Origin of the sequence: Streptomyces sp. NPDC059009, from assembly GCF_042740175.1 — a bacterium.
In the GTDB taxonomy this organism is placed as follows: Bacteria; Actinomycetota; Actinomycetes; order Streptomycetales; family Streptomycetaceae; genus Streptomyces.
Genome location: NZ_JBHYJB010000043.1, coordinates 14,199 through 31,291, shown reverse-complemented (window position 1 = coordinate 31,291; position 17,093 = coordinate 14,199). Strand labels below are relative to the sequence as shown.

Sequence of the window (17,093 nt, the reverse complement as noted above, 5' to 3'; positions counted from 1 at the left end):
GCGGAGTTGGGTGTGGAGTGTGGGGGTGGAGCGGGGGGTGGCTCCGTGCGACGTGCGTGGTGCGGTGGCGCTCAGGATGATGGGGTGGCATGGACCGGTCAAGATGGGGGATCGGCCATGCTCCTACCTCTTGTGCACCAGCGGTCAGTGCGCTTTCTTGATCGCATGGCTGATTCCACGGGTGGCGACATCGGTACGGGGGACACGGGCGCTACGGGAGCTGCGAGCTCTACGGGCGAGGGCGGCACCGGCACCGGCGCCGGCACCGTGCGGCTCCGCAAGGCGAGTTGGAAGTACGTCGGGCCGGGCATCGTCGTGGCCGCGACCGGCGTCGGGGCGGGTGACCTGGTCGCGACGCTGATCGCGGGCAGCAAGTTCGGCTACACGCTGCTGTGGGCCGCGATCATCGGCTGTCTCGTCAAGATCTCCCTCGCGGAGGCGACCGGCCGCTGGCACCTGGCCACCGGCCGCACCCTCTTCGAGGGCTGGCGCAGTCTGGGCCAGTGGACGACGGTCTACTTCGCGATATACGTGGTGATCTGGGGCTTCGTATACGGCGCCACGGCGATGTCGTCGAGCGCCCTGCCCCTGGTCGCACTCTGGCCGAGCGGCCCGGGGATCAAGACATGGGCCATCATCTGCGGCGTACTCGGCCTGGCCTTCGTCTGGTTCAACCGATATGCGGTCTTCGAGAAGGCCATGACCGTCGTCATCGGCATGAAGTTCCTGATCGTCGTGTACGTAGCGATCAGGGTCGCCCCCGACCTCGGCGACGCGCTCGCGGGCCTCGTCCCCTCCCTCCCGGACGACTCCCTCCTCTACACCCTGGGGCTGATCGGCGGCGTCGGCGGCACGATCACCATGGCCGCGTACGGGTACTGGGTGAACTCCAAGGGCTGGACCGACATCACCTGGCTCAAGGTGATGCGCCTGGACAACCGCGTCGCGTACATCACGACGGGCGTCTTCGTGGTGGCGATGCTCATCATCGGCGCCGAACTCCTGCACTCCGCCAACATCGCGCTCACCACCGGCGACAAGGGCCTCGTCCAGCTCGGCGACGTCCTGGAGGACCGCTTCGGCGGGACCACGGCGAACCTGTTCCTCATCGGCTTCTTCGCCACGTCGTTCGGCGCGCTGATGGGCGTGTGGCACGGGGTGAGCCTGATGTTCGCGGACTTCGTGGAGCGGATCCAGCGTGAGCGCAAGGGCAAGCGCGAGGGCAAGCGGGAGGGCGACGGCGGCGACGTGGCCCTCGGCACTCCGGACGAGATGGTCGCGGAAGTGGCCGCGGGCAAGCGCGAGAAGTCCCTCCCCTTCCGCGCATACCTGCTCTGGCTGACCTTCCCCCCGATGATCCTGCTCTTCCAGAACCAGCCGTTCCGCCTGGTCATCATCTACGGCGTCCTGGGCGCGGCCTTCATGCCCTTCCTGGCCCTGACCCTCCTCTGGCTGCTCAACACCTCACGCACGCCGAAGCAGTGGCGCAACGGCTGGCTGAGCAACGGGATGCTGGCGGCTGCGGGACTGCTGTTCCTGGTGCTGTGTGTGCAGCAGATCAGGGATGTGGACTGGGGGAGCTTCTTCTAGGGGCGGGATCGGCTTTCGGGGACACGCTTTCGGGACACACGGCAGCGCCGCCGGGGGAGCGGCGGCGCTGCGGTCTTTCGGTGTGTGGGGGAGGCTTACGGGCTTACGGCAGCCCGTGAACGTGCGGCCCGACGGCCTTGGACCAGGCGTTACCGTTCGCCGCGTCCCAGTTGGTGGACCAGGTCATGGCGCCGCGGATGCCCGGGTAGGTCTTGGAGGGCTTGAAGGAGCCGCACCCGGTCCCCTTGGCCAGACAGTCGAGAGCGTCGTTGACGACGGACGGCTCGACGTATCCGGACCCGGCGCCGCGGGTGGAGGCGGGGGTACCGATGCCTACTTGTGAGGGATCGAGTCCGCCTTCCAACTGAATACAGGCAAGAGCGGTAAGGAAGTCCACCGTCCCCTGGCTGTAGACCTTGCCGTCGCAGCCCAGCATCGAACCGCTGTTGTAGTACTGCATGTTGACGACGGTGAGGATGTCCTTCACGGCGAGGGCGGTCTTGAAGTACTCGGCGGAGGTGGACTGCATGTCGATGGTCTGCGGGGCCATGGTCAGAACGAAGCCCGAACCCGCTTTGCTGCCGAGGGATTTGAGGGCCTGCGACATGTATGTCGAGTTGAGCCCGTTCTCCAGGTCGATGTCGACGCCGTCGAACCCGTACTCCTGCATGAGCTTGTAGGCGGAGTCGGCGAAGGCGGAGGCGGAGGCGGAGTCATTGACGCTGACGGCCCCCTTCTCCCCTCCGACGGACAGGATCACGGACTTCCCGTCGGCCTGCTTGGCCTTGATGTCGGCCTTGAACTGGTCGACGGTGTAGCCGCCGAGCCCGGCCGAGTCGAGGTTGAAGGCGAGCTGTCCCGGCGTACCGGTGGCATCGGCGAAGGCGACGGCGACGATGTCGTAGTCACCCGGCACGTCGCTCAACTTCTGCACGGTGGCACCGTTGTTGAAGTTCTGCCAGTACCCGGTCACGGCGTGCTTCGGCACGGCCCGGGTCTCGGCCCCGGCGGTGGGGGCACCGGTGGTGAAGAGCCCGGTGAGGGCGAGGGCAAGAGCGGTGAGGCCGCCGGCTATGGCTGCGCCTGTTCGTCTCCGTACGCGGTGCACTGGTGCCTCCGGGGGTGGTGGGGGGAGTGGGGGAGGAGGAGTTACGTGTCGTGCGTGTACACGGCTGTGCGTGCGTCACGGTGGCCACCGCTGGGTGCATGGGGCTTGCTTGGTCGAGCAATCTGGTCCAGACCAATTGACTTGTCAAGACCTCTGGCAGCGCCGGAACAGGCCGACCTCGAAGTGAACAGTGGGAAGTTGGGTGTTGAGGTGGCTGCCCGCTGGATATGGTGCGAGCAGAAACGCACGTCGACCGGGGGGTGTCCGCATGCCGACCGCGATAGCCGTCACCGGCCCCGACCTCGTGCTGCCGTCGCCCGACCGGCACACCCCGTCCGCGGCCGTCCTGCAGTCCGCCGTCGCCGCCGCGCGCGATCCGCGGGGACACGCCCAGGATTACTCCCTGGACCGGGCGATCACCGAGATGCACACGCTCATCGAGCACCACGGATATGTGATCGTGCTCTGTCCGGCCTCCGCGCCCGCGCCCGTCGTGCAGCGCTTGCACGCCGTCCGGTCCGTTCTCGAGAGTGACCGGATCGCCCTGCTCCGGCCCGAGCTGCCGCCGCTCGGGCTTGCCGTACTCGCCCTGCAATTGCGGCAGTTGTCCATTTGTGACTTCAGCCCCGGCGTTCTCGCCTGTGCCGGGCGGCTGCTCTCCCATTACATCTACGCGGGCGCCCTGCTCGGCTCCGTCGCCAAGCTCGACCGGGTTCCCGTAAGCCTGCAGTCGCACGCCAAGTCGTGGGTGCCCGGTGCCCAGTTCGCCGTGCTCGCCACGCCCCGGCCCGAGCTGGTGAGGGTGAATGGGAAGGGGGGCGGGGACGCCTGCCCCGCCGGGCCCGGGTTCGCCACCCGGCTGCTGTACGCGCAGGGGCAGCTCGCTCCGGACTGGGTCGCCGTGACCCTCGCCTCGAAGTGGAACGTCCAGGGTGTCAGTGATGTCCGGTTGCCCGTCGAGTCGTCGCGGTGGTGGGCCACCGGCAAGGTCGTCGAGTTCGCGGCCGCGATTCCGGATATTTCTGTGCTCTATCAGCTGGTGTCGTCGGTTCGGAGAGAGGAGTGCCACTGGTGCGGCCTCGAACTCATCGGTGACCGCTGCGCGTTCTGCGCCGCGCCGCTGCCCCCGCCGGGCGAGCGCCCCACCGCTTCTCCCGTCACCGCCTCCGGCCCTGCCTCCGTCCTGCCCGCCTCTCGGGACGCCCTGCCCCGCGGCGTGACGTAACACCCCTCACTCCTCGCATACGCGAGCCCGAAGCACGCCTCACCCCCTTCACCGACCGTAACCGCCACCACACGTCCCCAGCACATGTCCCCAGCCCGCGTCCCCGATCGAGGTAGTACGGCCCATGAACTCACGCCAGCGCCGCGGCGTCATCCTGCTGGTCCTGTCGGTCCTGACCGCGTTCGGCGCGTTCGCGGGCGTCCTCTCGGTGATCCGCGACGTGAACTCGAAGGTGGGGCCGGAGGTGGCGGCGTACCGGCTCAAGGAAGACATCGCGCCCTACAAGGAGCTCACGGCCGACCAGTTCGAGAAGACGGAGATGCCGGAGCGGTGGCGCTCCGGCACGGCAGTCACAGACCTGCGGCAGATCCGCGGAAAGATCGCTGTCACCCAGCTGCGCAAAGGTTCCCTGCTGCAGACCGACATGATCGTCAAGCGGCCCGAACTCGCCGCCGGGCAGCAGGAGATCGCGATCATGATCGATGCGTCCACCGGTGTCGCGGGCAAGGTCACGCCGGGCTCGAAGGTCAACATCTACGCCACGTTCAAGGCCGAGAACGACAAGACCAAGGACCAGTCCAAGGTCATTGTCGCGAACGCCCGGGTCATCGATGTCGGCAAGCTCACCCCGTTCGACCCGGAGCAGGACGACCGCACCCGCCGCAAGCAGACCGACGGGGTGCCGATCACCTTCGCGCTGGACACCGCCGATGCGCAGCGCGTCGCGTACGCGGAGTCGTTCGCCACCCACGTGCGGCTCGCCCTCGTCGGCGGGGGCGGGTCGACGAACGTCCCGCCCGGCGACCGGACGTACACCCTCGACGAGGACAAGTAGGAGGCGCGGCATGCCCAGCGCAGCACTGGAAGGAGACGGTTCATGACCACCCGCATCCTCCCCGCCATCGCCGACGTCGACGCCGGCCGCGCCCTCTCCAGCCTCATCGGGCAGCTCCCCGACGTCGAACCCGCCCTGCCCGTCGCCGACTCCACCACCCTCATCGACACCCTCGCCGGCCTCGCCGCCGAGTCCGTCGAGGAGCTGCCCGAGGTCGTGCTCGTGCACGAGCGCATCGGGCCGGTCCCCGCGCTCGACCTCATCCGGGACCTGGTGCTCCGCTTCCCGGCCGTCGGCGTCGTCCTCATCACCGCCGACACCAGCCCCGCCCTGCTCACGGCCGCCATGGACTCCGGTGCCCGCGGCATCGTCGGGTTCCCGCTCGCGTACGACGCCCTCGCCGAGCGCGTCCAGGCCGCCGCGGCCTGGTCCGCCGGGATGCGGCGGCACCTGGGGACGGCGGGCACCGACCTCGTCCCCGGCGGGCACGGAGTCGGCGGCCGCGTCATCGCCGTGACCGGCGCGAAGGGCGGCGTCGGCACCACCCTCACCGCCGTCCAACTCGCCCTCGCCGCCCACGCGTCCGGCCACTCCGTCGCGCTCCTCGACCTCGACCTGCAGTCCGGCGACGTCGCCTCCTACCTGGACGTCCAGTTCCGCCGCTCCGTCGCCGACCTCGCGACCATCCGCGACATCACCCCGCGCGTCCTCCAGGACGCCGTCTTCACCCACGAGTCCGGCATCGGCCTGCTGCTGGCCCCGGCCGACGGCGAGCGCGGCGAGGAGGTCACCGACCGCGTCGCCCGCCAGACCCTCAGCGCGCTGCGCGGGCGCTACGAGGTGGTGATCGTCGACTGCGGTACGTACGTGACGTCCGCGACCGCCGCCGCCATCGAGACCGCCGACCAGGCGCTGCTGCTGCTCACCCCGGACGTGGTCGCGGTGCGCGCCGCCAAGCGCATGGTGCGGATGTGGGACCGGCTCCAGATCCGCAAGGCCGAGGAGACGATCACGGTCGTCAACCGCCACGCGCGCGCCGTCGAGATCCAGCCATCCTTGGTGCAGCGGGTCACCGGCACGAGGGTCGCCAAGTCCACGGTCCCGGCCGCCTTCAAGGAGCTTCAGGCCGCCGTGGACGCGGGCCGCATGCAGGACCTCGACGGCAAGTCGAGCGTGAAGCAGGCGCTGTGGGCCCTGGCGGGGGAGCTGGGCCTCGGCCCCGACCAGTCGGGCGCGAGCCCCGCGGGTCCCGCGAACCCCCCGGGCACCAAGCGCGCCCTCGCTCTCCGCCGCCGCCCCGCCGCCCTGGAGCGCGGGGCCGGCGACGACCGCGGCGCGGTCACCCTCGAGTTCGCGGGCATGTTCCCGCTGCTCCTGGTCGTCCTCACGATCCTCTGGCAGTGCGCCCTGTACGGCTACACGTACTCGCTCGCGGGCAACGCGGCGGACGAGGCGGCCCGCGCGGCCACGGTGGGCAACTCCTGCGCGGCGGCCGCCCAGAAGCACCTGCCCGGCGCGTGGAAGGGCGCGGCGGTCTCCTGCACGGAGGAGGGCGCGGTGGTCAAGGCGCGGGTGGATGTGAAGGTTCCGCTGTTCTTCCCCGGGTTCGACGCGGGGTGGAGGGTGAAGGCGGAGGCGGGCGCGGCGAAGGAGAGCGACGAATGAGCGCCGGGGCACTCCAGCCCGTCCGGCGTTTGAGGACGAGGCGCGCAGCGCCGACAGGGGGCAAGGGGCGAAGCCCCATGAGCAGGCGGCCCCAGAACGGGGTCCAGGGGCGCAGCCCACAGTTTCGGGAAGGGGCGGGCCTGGGGCACAGCCGCCGTTGGCGCGACGACGGCGTCTCCATGCTCGAGTTCGCCGGCTTCCTCCCCATCCTCCTCCTCGTCGGACTCGCAGCCATCCAACTCGGCCTCGTCGGCTACTCGGCCAACCAGGCAGGCTCAGCAGCCCGCGCGGCGGCCCGCACCGCCGGCCAGGGCGACGACGGCACCGCCGCGGGCTACGCCGCCATGGACGGCGGCCTGACCGCCGAGATCACCACCAGTGACAACGGAGACACGACCACCGCCACCGTCAAGGTCCACGTCCCCACCCTCCTGCCCTTCGTGGACAGCGACTGGTCGGTCACCCGCAAGGCCACGATGCCCAACGACGACACCGAGCAAGGGGGTTGAGCCGAAGAATGAGCCTGCGATCCCGCGTCACCACTCCATCGACGGGCCCCGTAGCCCCCAGCCGCGACGACGGCCTCGTGGCCGTCTACCGCGCCAAGCTCCTCGAGGAGATCGACCTCGCGGAGATGTCCTCGCTCGCGGCGGCGGACCGCCGCGCCCGGCTGGAGCGCGTCCTCGGCCACATCATCAGCCGCGAGGGCCCGGTCCTCTCCTCCGCCGAGCGCGCCCACCTCATCCGCCGCGTCGTCGACGAGGCCCTCGGCCTCGGCGTCCTCGAACCGCTCCTCGCGGACGCCTCCATCACCGAGATCATGGTGAACGGCCCCGACGCGATCTTCGTCGAGCGGGCCGGAAGGGTCGAGCAACTGCCGATCCGCTTCGCCTCGAACGACCAGCTCATGCAGACGATCGAGCGCATCGTGTCGACGGTCAACCGCCGTGTCGACGAGTCGAATCCCATGGTCGACGCCCGCCTCCCCACCGGCGAGCGCGTCAACGTGATCATCCCGCCGCTCGCCCTGACCGGCGCCACCCTCACCATCCGCCGCTTCCCGCGCGCCTACACGCTCCAGGAGCTGATCGGACTCGGCTCGCTCGACGAGCACATGGTGATGCTGCTCTCGGCGTTCGTCCGCGCCCGCTTCAACATCATCGTCAGCGGCGGCACCGGCTCCGGGAAGACGACGCTGCTCAACGCCCTGTCCGGGCTGCTCCCCGCCCACGAGCGCATCATCACCATCGAGGACTCCGCCGAACTCCAGCTCCAGCAGGACCACGTGATCCGCCTGGAGTCCCGTCCCCCGAACGTCGAGGGCAAGGGCCAGATCACCATCCGCGACCTGGTCCGCAACAGCCTCCGCATGCGCCCCGACCGCATCATCGTCGGCGAGGTCCGCGGCGGCGAGACCCTCGACATGCTCCAGGCCATGTCGACCGGCCACGACGGCTCCCTCGCCACCGTCCACGCCAACACCGCCGAGGACGCCCTGATGCGCCTGCAGACCCTCGGCTCGATGTCCGAGGTCCAGATCCCCTTCGAGGCGCTGAAGGACCAGATCAACTCGGCCGTCGACGTCGTCGTGCAGCTCACCCGGCACGCCGACGGCTCCCGCAAGATCGCCGAGATCGTGCTGCTCGTCTCGCAGGGCCGCCAGCAGTTCCGTATCGCGCCCGTCACCCGCTTCGTGCCGCGCCCGCTGGGCCCCGACAGCTCCGCCCGCGCCGTGCACGGCTACTACGAGCACCTGCCCCTGCCGCGCGCCGTCGCCGAGCGCCTGTACGTGGCGAACGAACCGGTGCCGCCCGCCTTCGGCGTCGCGGAGGCCATCGACGTACTGAACACAAGGGAAGCCATCGGATGAACGACCCGACCCTCCTGGCCCTCGGCGCCACGGTCCTGACGGGCACCCTCGCCGTCGCCGGAGTCCAGACGTACGCGTCCGGGCGTGCCCAACGCCAGGCGTTGGAGGACCGGTTGACGGCGGACCTCGGCGCGGGGGCCGGGGCCTCCCGGGGGCGCCGGTTCGCGGGCGTCGACCGGCGGCTGCGCCGCACCCGGCTCGGCCGCGCCATCCACCTGCGTCTGTCCGCGACCGGACTCGACCTCACGGCGGGCGAGTTCTTCGTGTACGTGGTGTCGGTGGTCGTCGCGCTCTGGCTGATAGCGGCCGCCACCCTGGCGCCCTTCTTCGGGCCGATCGCGGGCGTCGTCGCGGTGTGGAGCGCGGTCGTCTTCCTCAACTGGCAGCGCCAGAAGCGCATCGAGGCGTTCATCGCGCAACTCCCCGACGTGGCCCGCATCCTGGCCAACGCGACAGCGGCGGGTCTCGCCCTGCGCACGTCCCTGGCGATGGCGGCGGAGGAGCTCGAAGCCCCGGCGGGCGAGGAACTCTCCCATGTGGCCCACCAGTTGACGATGGGCCGGTCCGTGGACGACACCCTCGGCGAGCTCGCCGAGCGCCTCCCGTCCCGCGAGCTGATCGTCCTCGTGACGACCCTCGTCCTCGCCAACAAGGCGGGCGGCTCCGTCGTCAACTCCCTGCGCAACCTCACGCAGACCCTGGAGGACCGCAAGGAGACCCGCCGCGAGGTCCGCACCATGCTCTCGGAGGTCAACGCGACGGCCTTCACCGTCCCGCTCCTCGGCCTCGGTTCGCTCCTCCTGATCAACTCGTCGAACGAGGGCGCCCTGGCCCGCGTCACCGGCTCCCCGGTCGGCCAGCTCCTGATCCTGATCTCCCTCGGCCTGTACGCGGTGGGCTTCTTCGTGATCCGCCGCCTCGGCAAGATCGAAGTCTGAGAAGGGAGTCGGGTACCGAAATGCTGGCTCTAGGACTCGCCGCCCTGATGGCCCTGGCCGTCGCGGGCATCTTCCAGGGCGTGCGCATGTACCGCGCGGACGCCAAACTCCCCTCCGACCTCGCGGTCGCCCTGGAGGTCGGCGCGACCCGCGTCTCCGCACCCTCCTCGGCCGTGGACCGCCTGGGCATGCGCTTCGCGCCGCTCATCCTCCGCCTGATGGGCCCCAAGCGGGTCGACGCCAAGCGCCGCAAGATCGACCAGGCGGGCAACCCCGGCGGCCTGACGATCGACCGCTACGCCGCCCGCCGCGCGGTCTACGGCGTCTTCGGCGTCGTCCTCGGCCTCGTCTTCCTCACCAACGGCCAACTGCTCTTCGCCGTGCTGACCTTCGCCTTCGGGCTGCTCGCCGCGGACGCCCTGATCTGGCAGGCGATCCGCGAGCGCCGCGAGGTCATCGACCGCACGCTCCCCGACTTCCTCGACGTCCTCGCCGTCGTGGTCTCCGCGGGCCTCGGCTTCCGGCAGGCCCTGGACCGCGTCGCGGAGAAGTACGAGGGGCCGTGGGCCGACGAACTCCGCATCACCCTGCGCCAGATGGACATGGGCGTCAGCCGCCGCCAGGCGTTCGACGAACTGCGCCGCCGCAACGCCTCCGAGCAGGTCTCGCAGTTCGTCTCCGCCCTCCAGCAGGGCGAGGAGCTGGGCTCCCCGATCGCGGAGACCCTGATCCAGCTCGCCACGGACATGCGCCGCACCGACGCCCAGAACTCCCGCCGCCGCGCCGCCAAGACCATCCCCAAGGCGACGATGGTCACACTGGTCTTCATGCTCCCCGCGACGATGATCCTGATCGCGGCGGGCATGTTCCTCGGCTCGGGCTCGGACTTCGGCTCGATCCTGAACCGCTAGCGGTACGCGGGCTTCAGTCGTACGCCTGCACGGCACAGCGAGACGTCCCCGTGCGACCAGGATGCAACCAACGCTCACATCGGCGGTGGGTATCAGGCCACGGAACTGAGCACGTCCTCCGGCTCCTCCTGCGCCCGCGCACACCCCTCGTCCTCGCACAGCGCCTCATGCAGCAGTACGGAGACCACCGCGGCCGACAGCCGCGACGGCAGCTCCAGCTTGTCCAGGACGCGTGCGGTGTGCGCCTTCACCGTGCGCTCCGAGATCCCCAGCGCTCTGGACAGCTGGCGGTTGCTCATCCCTGTCCCCAGCAACAGCAGCACCTGGCGCTCGCGGTCGGTGAGCCGGTCGAGATGGACGGTCTCAGCGATCGGATCGCTGCCGGGAGTCCGGTACGGGCAAGGATCGGCCGACTTCTGCAAACGGGCATTGAGCACATGTCCCCCATGTTCTGCAAACCGCAAACCCGTCCGTGAGAGTCACGACGGGCGCCTGCGCCGGCACCGCTGGGCGGAGCGGCGGCAGACATGGATCAACGTATCCGACGGCACTGACAACACCTTCCCATCCGGCCAGTTGCCCTTTTGGGCAGTGCCTCGTGGGCCACTGCCCGAAGATCCAATACCGTGGCTCGTTCTGCGTCTCTACGTTCAACTCGTCACTGAAACACGGAACCGAGGAGACGAAATGCGCATCCGCAACATTCGCACCGCCACGGTGGCCACTCTCGCCGCCCTCGCTGTCGCCGCGCCCGCCGGTGCCGCCTTCGCCGACAGCCACGCCGCCGCGGACGCCGCCGCCAAGCCGAGCAAGCTCACGGTCAAGAGCTACAAGTCGTACCTGGTGAAGCAGCGCACCCCCGCGGCGAAGAAGACCCTGGTGGCGTTCCGCGCGCTGCCGAAGGGCAAGCAGGCCACGTTCGTGAAGCAGCTGCAGAACCGCGAGGCGTACGTGGCGCTCGCGGGCTCCACCAAGGGCAGCGTCAAGACGGGCAAGCGCTCCTCCTCGGTCAGCGTGAACAAGGCCGTCACCATCACGCGTTCGACGAAGGTCGTCAGTGGCCCGGGCAAGGCCCCCAAGGCCATCTCGTACCGCCTGACCGAGAAGATCTTCGGCATCCCGGTCACCAGCGAGCAGATCACGGTCAAGTACCAGCTCGCCACGAAGGGCAAGGCCAAGAAGGTCGTCAAGGCGTCCGCGGCCGCCAAGGTCGTCAACACCAACGCCGCCATCGGCATCTCCAGCCCGAAGGTCGTCAAGGTCCACGCGAAGGGCGCCTTCGTCACCGCCAAGGCCACCTTCCGCGCCACCCCGCAGGTGAAGTCGTTCGGCAAGAAGGTCGTCAAGGACGCGACCATCCGCGCCTCCCACACCAAGGCCGGTGCCTACTGGTCCGCCACCCTCAACAACCGCTGATCCTCGGCTGATCCGGAGCACGGAGCACACACCCCATGCCAACCACCCCTGAAAACCAGGGTGTTCCCAGCACCCCGCGCATCAGGCGCGTTCCCCGCGCTGTCGCGCTGACGGTGCTGCCGCTGGCCCTGTTCGCCGGGACGGCGGTCGCCTCGGCCGCCGCCTCGGCGGACAGCGCCGCGCCGCAGGTCACGTCGGCGTCGAAGGCGGTCTTCGTCCTCGACGCCGACAGCGGCAAGTTCGGCGCGCCGTCGGCGAGTTCGCGGTCCGCGTCCACCTCGGCGGCCAAGCCGGGCAAGCTCACGCTCGCCGCCTCGTACAACGGCAAGGCCACGGACAGCCAGATCCTGTCGGCCGGCAAGCAGAAGGTGATCGCCGACACCACGCTCGCCTCGTCGCCGAACAAGAACGAGCGTGCCGCCTGGGCCGCGTCGTCGAAGTTCGTCGACCTGTCCTGGCCCGACCTCGGCGCCAAGCACTACGCGGTCTACCGCGACGGCGTCAAGATCGCGGACACGGCCGCGCACAGCCTGCGCGACTCCGGCGTGACGGCGGGCAGCGAGGCCGACTACAAGATCACCGGCGTGGTCGACGGCCTCGGTCACACCTGGGGCCTGAGCGCCACGGTCCCGGCCGAGGACGACGCGGCCACGCTCGCGTCGACGGCCGAGCAGATCGAGGCGAAGGCGAAGAAGTACAGGTACACCACGGTGGTGTGGCGCTCCTTCATCCGGCAGAAGTGGGCGACCGTCCCGAAGGCGCTCTCCGGCATCTCCGGCTGCAAGTACACCAAGGGCTACAAGTACCGGGGCGACAACCGCGGCTTCTCCAGGTCGGTGAAGGGCCCGTCGTTCCGCGCGGGCGTCCGTGGCTCGGTGTCCTGGCGCGTGTCGAAGTACACGCTGTACCCGAAGACCGGCTGGACGAAGGTCTACAAGAACAACGGCAAGTTCGTGGCCAAGCGCAAGGCGTCCACGAAGAAGATCGACTTCAGGACGATGACGCGGTTCAACGGCAAGACCCGCGCCGTGCGCGCGCGGATCGAGGCCACGGACCCGTTCTGCCCCTCCGGCGGCATCCGCAGGGCGGGCATCGGAGTCACCTACGACGCGCGCCTCGCGCGCAACGGCGACTTCTACGTCTCGGGCAAGTACCGCAAGGCACCGGACCACGAGATGTACATCTACGGCTACACCAGCAAGAACCGGCACAGCACGAAGACCGTTCACCAGTCGCGGAACAAGAGCCTCCTGTGCCTGTCCCAGCCGGCCTGTGAGCGTGGCACGATCGGCAACAGCGGCGGCTACTAGCCCGCTGAGCACCACTGTTGCCACTGACAGGAGATCCCCCCATGTTCACTCCCTGGCGCAGCGCCGCCCTCTACGCGGCCGTGATCACCGCGGGATCAGCGGCGATCGGAGCACTGGTGGAGGCGGCGTGGCTCCTGGCGTCGGGACCACGGACGGCGGAGTGGGGGACGATGCTCATCGTCTCCCATTACCAACTGGCCTTTCTGCCCTTGGTGTTCGTGGCCCTGACGGTGGCCCGCAAGGTGTGCGCGGCGCTGCCCCGCTGGCGGGTGATAGTCACCGACTGTTCCCTGTACGGGCTGACGCTGCTGCTCGCCGCCTTCCTCGTCACGCTGCCCGACGGCGTGACCGAAGCGGCGGACGCACCCTTCGTGGTGGGGTTCCTGGCGATGTTCAACCTCCAAATCCCGGCGGCTCTCCTGCTGTCGGGCTGGGCGTCGGGCCGGCTGACGCTGGCGATGCGCGCCCGGGAACGAACCTTCACCTTCGGGTGATCGACAGACACAACGACACAACGGGGCTTTTTGATGAAGCACATGGGCCGGATAGCGAAGTCCGCCGGAGTGGGTGCGGCGGTGGCCGCTCTCACCCTGAGCGCCACGAGTGAGGCGCTGGCCGCGGGCGGCCGGTGGGACGACACCTGGACGACCAAGGGCCGCACGCAGGTGACGAAGGCCCACCACGTCAGCAAGGGCAAGCACTTCCTGCACTTCGGCGTCAAGGGCAACGGGAACCGCTCGTTCAAGGCCGTGGCGTACCGCGTCGTGGGCAAGAAGGGCGGCGGCAACGACGTCGCGGTGCAGAAGGTCGAGTGGAAGGACTACGGCTCCGAGCGCGTGGCCGACTGGAAGCGGTACACGGCCGGCAAGTACTACATCAAGTTCAAGTACTCGGTGAAGAACAAGAAGGCGTACGGCGGCATCGGCTGACTCCGCCGACCCCGCCAACTCCGCCCGGAACTCCGCCCAGCCGCTGACCACGCGCGGCTGGGCGGCTCCTTTGAGGGGCCCGCCAACCACACGCGGGCCCCCTTCTTCCTCTCCGCAGGCCCCCTCTTCCCCTCTGCAGGCTCCCGTTTCCCCCTCTGGCAGACTCTCGGATCATGAAGACGAAGACACTGACGCTTCGCACGGCCGCCGCCGTCTCCCTCCTGGCCCTCGTGTGCGGCTGCTCCTCGGGCGGCGCGGCGGACAAGGGGAAGCGGACCGGCCCCCTGAAGTCCTACGCGCCCGCCGACCGCAAGCAGGCCCCGGCCTGGTCGGGCGAGACGGTGGACGGCAAGAAGATCGACCTCGCCGCCGACTACCGGGGCAAGGTCGTGGTGGTCAACGCGTGGGCTTCCTGGTGCCCTCCGTGCCGCCTGGAGGCCCCGGGCCTCTCCCGCTTCAACAAGGAGATGAAGGACAAGGACGTCGCCGTGGTCGGCATGAACGCCGACGCGAACGTCGCCAGCGCCCGCTCCTTCGAGAACGACAAGAAGCTCTCCTACCCCAGCCTGCACGACCCGGCGGGCCGCAAGCTCCTCCAGATGCCCAAGGGCCTGGCGAATCCCACGACTTACCCCTACACGCTCTTCTTCGACCGCAAGGGCCGCATCGCGGCGTCGTACATCGGCGCGATCTCGGAGACGAAGGTCAACGACATCGTGAAGCCACTGACGAAGGAGTGACGGCGGCGCCACCGTCACTGGGGGCCGCCTGCTCCACTGCCCGCCCTCTGACCCCTCTGACGGGCGCGAAGCGGGGAAGCAACAGCAGGACGAGCCCTCCGGCGCTCGCGGCCATCAGCCCGAGGACGATCCACAGCGCCCCGTCGTTGGCGGAGACCGCGACGGTGCCGAAGGCGAAGAGCGCCGACCAGAAGTACATGATGAGCACCGCGCGCGGGTGGGAGTGCCCGATGCGCAGCAGCCGGTGGTGCAGATGCCCCTTGTCGGCGGCGAACGGCGACTGCCCGCGCCAGCTCCGGCGTACGACGGCGAGCACGAGGTCGGCGAGAGGGAGAGCCAGCACGGTGAGGGGCAGCAGCAGCGGGATGTAGACGGGAACCATCGTCTGGGTCGCGTTCCGGGTGCTCCCGGTGACCTGCACGAGCAGATCGGGGTCGACCTGCCCGGTGACGGATATCGCGGACCCCGCGAGCACGGTCCCGATGAGCATCGACCCCGAGTCGCCCATGAAGATCCGCGCGGGATGCAGGTTATGGGGCAGGAACCCGAGGCACATCCCCACCAGGACGGCGGAGAAGAGCGCGGCGGGCTGGGCGGCCTCGATCCCGTACCCGTACCAGAGCCGATACGCATGCATGAGAAACGCGGCGGCAGCGATGCACAACATCCCCGCGGCGAGCCCGTCAAGCCCATCGACGAAGTTCACGGCATTGATGGTGACGACGACCAACGCGACGGTGAGCAGGGCCCCTTGGGCCTCATTCAAGTAGACGGTCCCATACCCCGGCACGGGCAGCCACAGGATGGTGAGCCCCTTCAGGACCATGATCCCGGCGGCGAGGATCTGCCCGCCCAGCTTGATGAGGGCGTCGAGCTCGAACTTGTCGTCCAGCACACCGATGAGCCAGATGACGGCGGTCCCCGCGAGCAGGGCCTGCGGCTGCCCACCGCCAAAGACACCCTCGAGCTCAGGCAGCCCCCTGGCGACCACAAGCCCCGCACACAGCCCGCCGAACATCGCGATGCCGCCGAGCCGCGGGGTGCGCACCTTGTGCACATCGCGCGCGCGGATCTCCGGGGCGGCCCCGATGTGCAGAGCGAACTTCCGCACCGGTTCGGTGAGTAGATAGGTGACGGCTGCGACCAGGCACAGGGTCAGGAGATAGTGCCGCACGAGTCCTCGTCCGGGGTAGCTGGGTGTAGGACTCACACAGTAAATGGCCCGCAAACGGCCGTACACACGGGGATCACCCCCGTCGTGGACGGGGGTGATCCAGGGCGGTGGTGCGATCGGTCAGCTCACGCGCACCTGGGCGTCGCGCGCCTTGTGCCAGCCGGTGTCGAACTTGGTCACGTCCCCTCCGCAGTCCCTGTAGTGCTTCTTCAGGCCGCTGGGCACGAACTTGATGTCGGCATAGACGCACCGGCTGTTGTTCTTGGTGTCGTTGAGAGACACCCCGATCACCTTGCGCTTGCCGGGCTTCTTGCACTCCTTGTACTTGAGGTATCCACCGGTGACCGTGATCTTCCGCACGCCGGAGCAGCGGGCCGCGCTCGTCACGTCGTCGGCGCTCTGCACCGCGGCGCTCGCCGTCTGAGGCGTGCCGGAGAGCGCCTGCGCGCCCCCGGCCGGAAGCGCGAACGCCGCCGCGCCCAGAGCGGCGATGCTCACGACGCCCATACGGATCTTCTTCATGAGATGTCCCCCTGTGTGGTGGGCTGTGCCATCGACATCAGGGAATCGGATCTCGGGCACACGGCAGAAGGCGTTTCGGTTCTCGCCGAAACAGGGGTCAGGCGGCGGTACGGTGCCGTCCCATGACTGACAGCACTCCGGCCGACCTGACCTGGGTCCGTGCCGCCCCCGAGGGGGAAGAGGGCCCGGGCCCCTGGATCGAGATGGCCTTCGGCGACGGCGAGGGTGACGACGCCCCGGTCTATCTCCGTGAGACCGGCGACCCCACCACGATCGTCACCACGACCCGCAAGAAGTGGAATGCCTTCGTACTGGGCGTCCAGGCGGGGGAGTTCGACCACTTCGTGGAGGGTGTCGAGTAGGCGCGGTCCGGGAGTCCGGGAGCCCCCTCATTCGTGCTGTGCGCACTCGGCCCACAGGAGCTTGCCGCCGTGCGAGGTGGGCGCCTCGCCCAGGAGGTAGGCGCCCCACGCGTCGGAGCAGGCGCGCACGAGGTGCAGGCCGCGTCCGTTCACGGCGGTTCCGGGCGTGCCCGGTGGCGGCATGACGGTGCCGGGCTCACCGTCGCCGAAGCCGGGCGGGATGCGGGGGTTGGAGTCCCATACGGCGACGCGCACGCGCCGGGGTGCGCTGGAGCGGAGGCGGAGTGCGTAGGGGCCGTCGGTGTGGAGGTGGGCGTTGGTGAGCATCTCGGAGGCCAAGAGCTCGGCGGTGTCCGTGAGTTCGGGGAGGTCGTGGGTGGCGAGGATCGCGCGGAGGGTGGCGCGGGCGACGCCTGGGGCGCGGGGGTCGTGGGGGAGCTGGAGGGTGTAGGCCCAGGGGGCGGATACGGTGGGTTGCATGGAAGTCTCCGTGTGTGA

At 69.4% G+C, this 17,093-nt stretch carries 19 protein-coding genes; 14 read left to right on the top strand and 5 right to left on the bottom strand.

The genetic code is table 11. The features are described 5' to 3' along the window. Nucleotides 1–165: 165 nt before the first annotated feature. Nucleotides 166–1,590 carry an Nramp family divalent metal transporter gene (locus ACFWYM_RS34660; protein WP_384846368.1) on the top strand — a complete coding sequence of 475 codons (1,425 nt, stop codon included), beginning with the start codon at nucleotides 166–168 and terminating at the stop codon, nucleotides 1,588–1,590. A gap of 103 nt (nucleotides 1,591–1,693) precedes the next feature. Here the strand turns inward: ACFWYM_RS34660 and ACFWYM_RS34655 are convergent, their stop codons facing one another. Continuing rightward, nucleotides 1,694–2,698 (bottom strand): chitinase, encoded by a 1,005-nt coding sequence (locus ACFWYM_RS34655; RefSeq protein WP_384846366.1) that lies wholly within the window; start codon nucleotides 2,696–2,698, stop codon nucleotides 1,694–1,696. Nucleotides 2,699–2,966: 268 nt separating this feature from the next. Between ACFWYM_RS34655 and ACFWYM_RS34650 the strand changes: the two genes are divergently transcribed. From ACFWYM_RS34650 to ACFWYM_RS34620, 7 genes are all read left to right on the top strand, one after another. Then, nucleotides 2,967–3,923, top strand: coding sequence for a hypothetical protein (locus ACFWYM_RS34650; RefSeq protein ID WP_384846364.1), 957 nt, complete (start codon nucleotides 2,967–2,969; stop codon nucleotides 3,921–3,923). Nucleotides 3,924–4,047: 124 nt separating this feature from the next. Next, complete coding sequence (gene cpaB / locus ACFWYM_RS34645; protein WP_384846362.1) at nucleotides 4,048–4,758, top strand: Flp pilus assembly protein CpaB; 711 nt, start codon at nucleotides 4,048–4,050, stop codon at nucleotides 4,756–4,758. A 42-nt stretch (nucleotides 4,759–4,800) separates the two neighbouring features. Then, nucleotides 4,801–6,423, top strand: coding sequence for a CpaE family protein (locus ACFWYM_RS34640; protein ID WP_384846360.1), 1,623 nt, complete (start codon nucleotides 4,801–4,803; stop codon nucleotides 6,421–6,423). 179 nt (nucleotides 6,424–6,602) lie between these two features. Further along, entirely contained in the window at nucleotides 6,603–6,932 is a 330-nt protein-coding gene (locus ACFWYM_RS34635; protein WP_384846482.1) for a TadE/TadG family type IV pilus assembly protein, read from the top strand. Nucleotides 6,933–6,940: 8 nt separating this feature from the next. Beyond that, entirely contained in the window at nucleotides 6,941–8,293 is a 1,353-nt protein-coding gene (locus tag ACFWYM_RS34630) for a CpaF family protein (protein ID WP_384846358.1), read from the top strand. Continuing rightward, nucleotides 8,290–9,231 (top strand): type II secretion system F family protein, encoded by a 942-nt coding sequence (locus ACFWYM_RS34625; protein WP_384846356.1) that lies wholly within the window; start codon nucleotides 8,290–8,292, stop codon nucleotides 9,229–9,231. Before ACFWYM_RS34630 ends, ACFWYM_RS34625 begins: the two co-directional genes overlap by 4 nt. Nucleotides 9,232–9,251: 20 nt before the next feature. After that, nucleotides 9,252–10,142: a DUF5936 domain-containing protein gene (locus ACFWYM_RS34620; RefSeq protein WP_384846354.1), complete on the top strand. Its 891-nt coding sequence runs from the start codon at nucleotides 9,252–9,254 to the stop codon at nucleotides 10,140–10,142. Nucleotides 10,143–10,234: 92 nt separating this feature from the next. Here the strand turns inward: ACFWYM_RS34620 and ACFWYM_RS34615 are convergent, their stop codons facing one another. Continuing rightward, the gene (locus ACFWYM_RS34615) at nucleotides 10,235–10,564 is read right to left on the bottom strand and encodes a response regulator transcription factor (protein ID WP_384846352.1); all 330 of its coding nucleotides are present in this window, start codon (nucleotides 10,562–10,564) and stop codon (nucleotides 10,235–10,237) included. A gap of 265 nt (nucleotides 10,565–10,829) precedes the next feature. On the opposite strand from ACFWYM_RS34615, the gene ACFWYM_RS34610 reads away from it, so the two are divergent. From ACFWYM_RS34610 to ACFWYM_RS34590, 5 genes are all read left to right on the top strand, one after another. Beyond that, the gene (locus ACFWYM_RS34610) at nucleotides 10,830–11,558 is read left to right on the top strand and encodes a hypothetical protein (protein ID WP_384846351.1); all 729 of its coding nucleotides are present in this window, start codon (nucleotides 10,830–10,832) and stop codon (nucleotides 11,556–11,558) included. A gap of 35 nt (nucleotides 11,559–11,593) precedes the next feature. After that, nucleotides 11,594–12,868, top strand: coding sequence for a hypothetical protein (locus tag ACFWYM_RS34605; RefSeq protein WP_384846349.1), 1,275 nt, complete (start codon nucleotides 11,594–11,596; stop codon nucleotides 12,866–12,868). Between the two features lie 41 nt (nucleotides 12,869–12,909). Continuing rightward, nucleotides 12,910–13,362 (top strand): hypothetical protein, encoded by a 453-nt coding sequence (locus ACFWYM_RS34600; RefSeq protein WP_384846347.1) that lies wholly within the window; start codon nucleotides 12,910–12,912, stop codon nucleotides 13,360–13,362. Nucleotides 13,363–13,395: 33 nt separating this feature from the next. Continuing rightward, the gene (locus tag ACFWYM_RS34595) at nucleotides 13,396–13,797 is read left to right on the top strand and encodes a hypothetical protein (RefSeq protein WP_384846345.1); all 402 of its coding nucleotides are present in this window, start codon (nucleotides 13,396–13,398) and stop codon (nucleotides 13,795–13,797) included. A 173-nt stretch (nucleotides 13,798–13,970) separates the two neighbouring features. After that, on the top strand, nucleotides 13,971–14,537 hold the full coding sequence (locus ACFWYM_RS34590; RefSeq protein ID WP_384846343.1) for a TlpA family protein disulfide reductase: 567 nt from the start codon (nucleotides 13,971–13,973) through the stop codon (nucleotides 14,535–14,537). Here the strand turns inward: ACFWYM_RS34590 and ACFWYM_RS34585 are convergent. Continuing rightward, nucleotides 14,503–15,711, bottom strand: a complete 1,209-nt coding sequence (locus ACFWYM_RS34585; protein ID WP_384846341.1) for a glycosyltransferase family 4 protein — start codon at nucleotides 15,709–15,711, stop codon at nucleotides 14,503–14,505. The two genes, ACFWYM_RS34590 and ACFWYM_RS34585, sit on opposite strands and share 35 nt — an antisense overlap. 120 nt (nucleotides 15,712–15,831) lie before the next feature. Further along, nucleotides 15,832–16,233 (bottom strand): hypothetical protein, encoded by a 402-nt coding sequence (locus ACFWYM_RS34580; RefSeq protein WP_384846339.1) that lies wholly within the window; start codon nucleotides 16,231–16,233, stop codon nucleotides 15,832–15,834. 122 nt (nucleotides 16,234–16,355) lie between these two features. On the opposite strand from ACFWYM_RS34580, the gene ACFWYM_RS34575 reads away from it, so the two are divergent. Continuing rightward, a complete protein-coding gene (locus ACFWYM_RS34575; RefSeq protein WP_384846337.1) occupies nucleotides 16,356–16,595 on the top strand; it encodes a DUF397 domain-containing protein in 240 nt (79 codons plus the stop codon). A gap of 27 nt (nucleotides 16,596–16,622) precedes the next feature. Here ACFWYM_RS34575 and ACFWYM_RS34570 read toward each other — a convergent pair whose 3' ends face one another. After that, nucleotides 16,623–17,075 (bottom strand): ATP-binding protein, encoded by a 453-nt coding sequence (locus tag ACFWYM_RS34570; RefSeq protein WP_384846335.1) that lies wholly within the window; start codon nucleotides 17,073–17,075, stop codon nucleotides 16,623–16,625. Nucleotides 17,076–17,093: the final 18 nt, after the last annotated feature.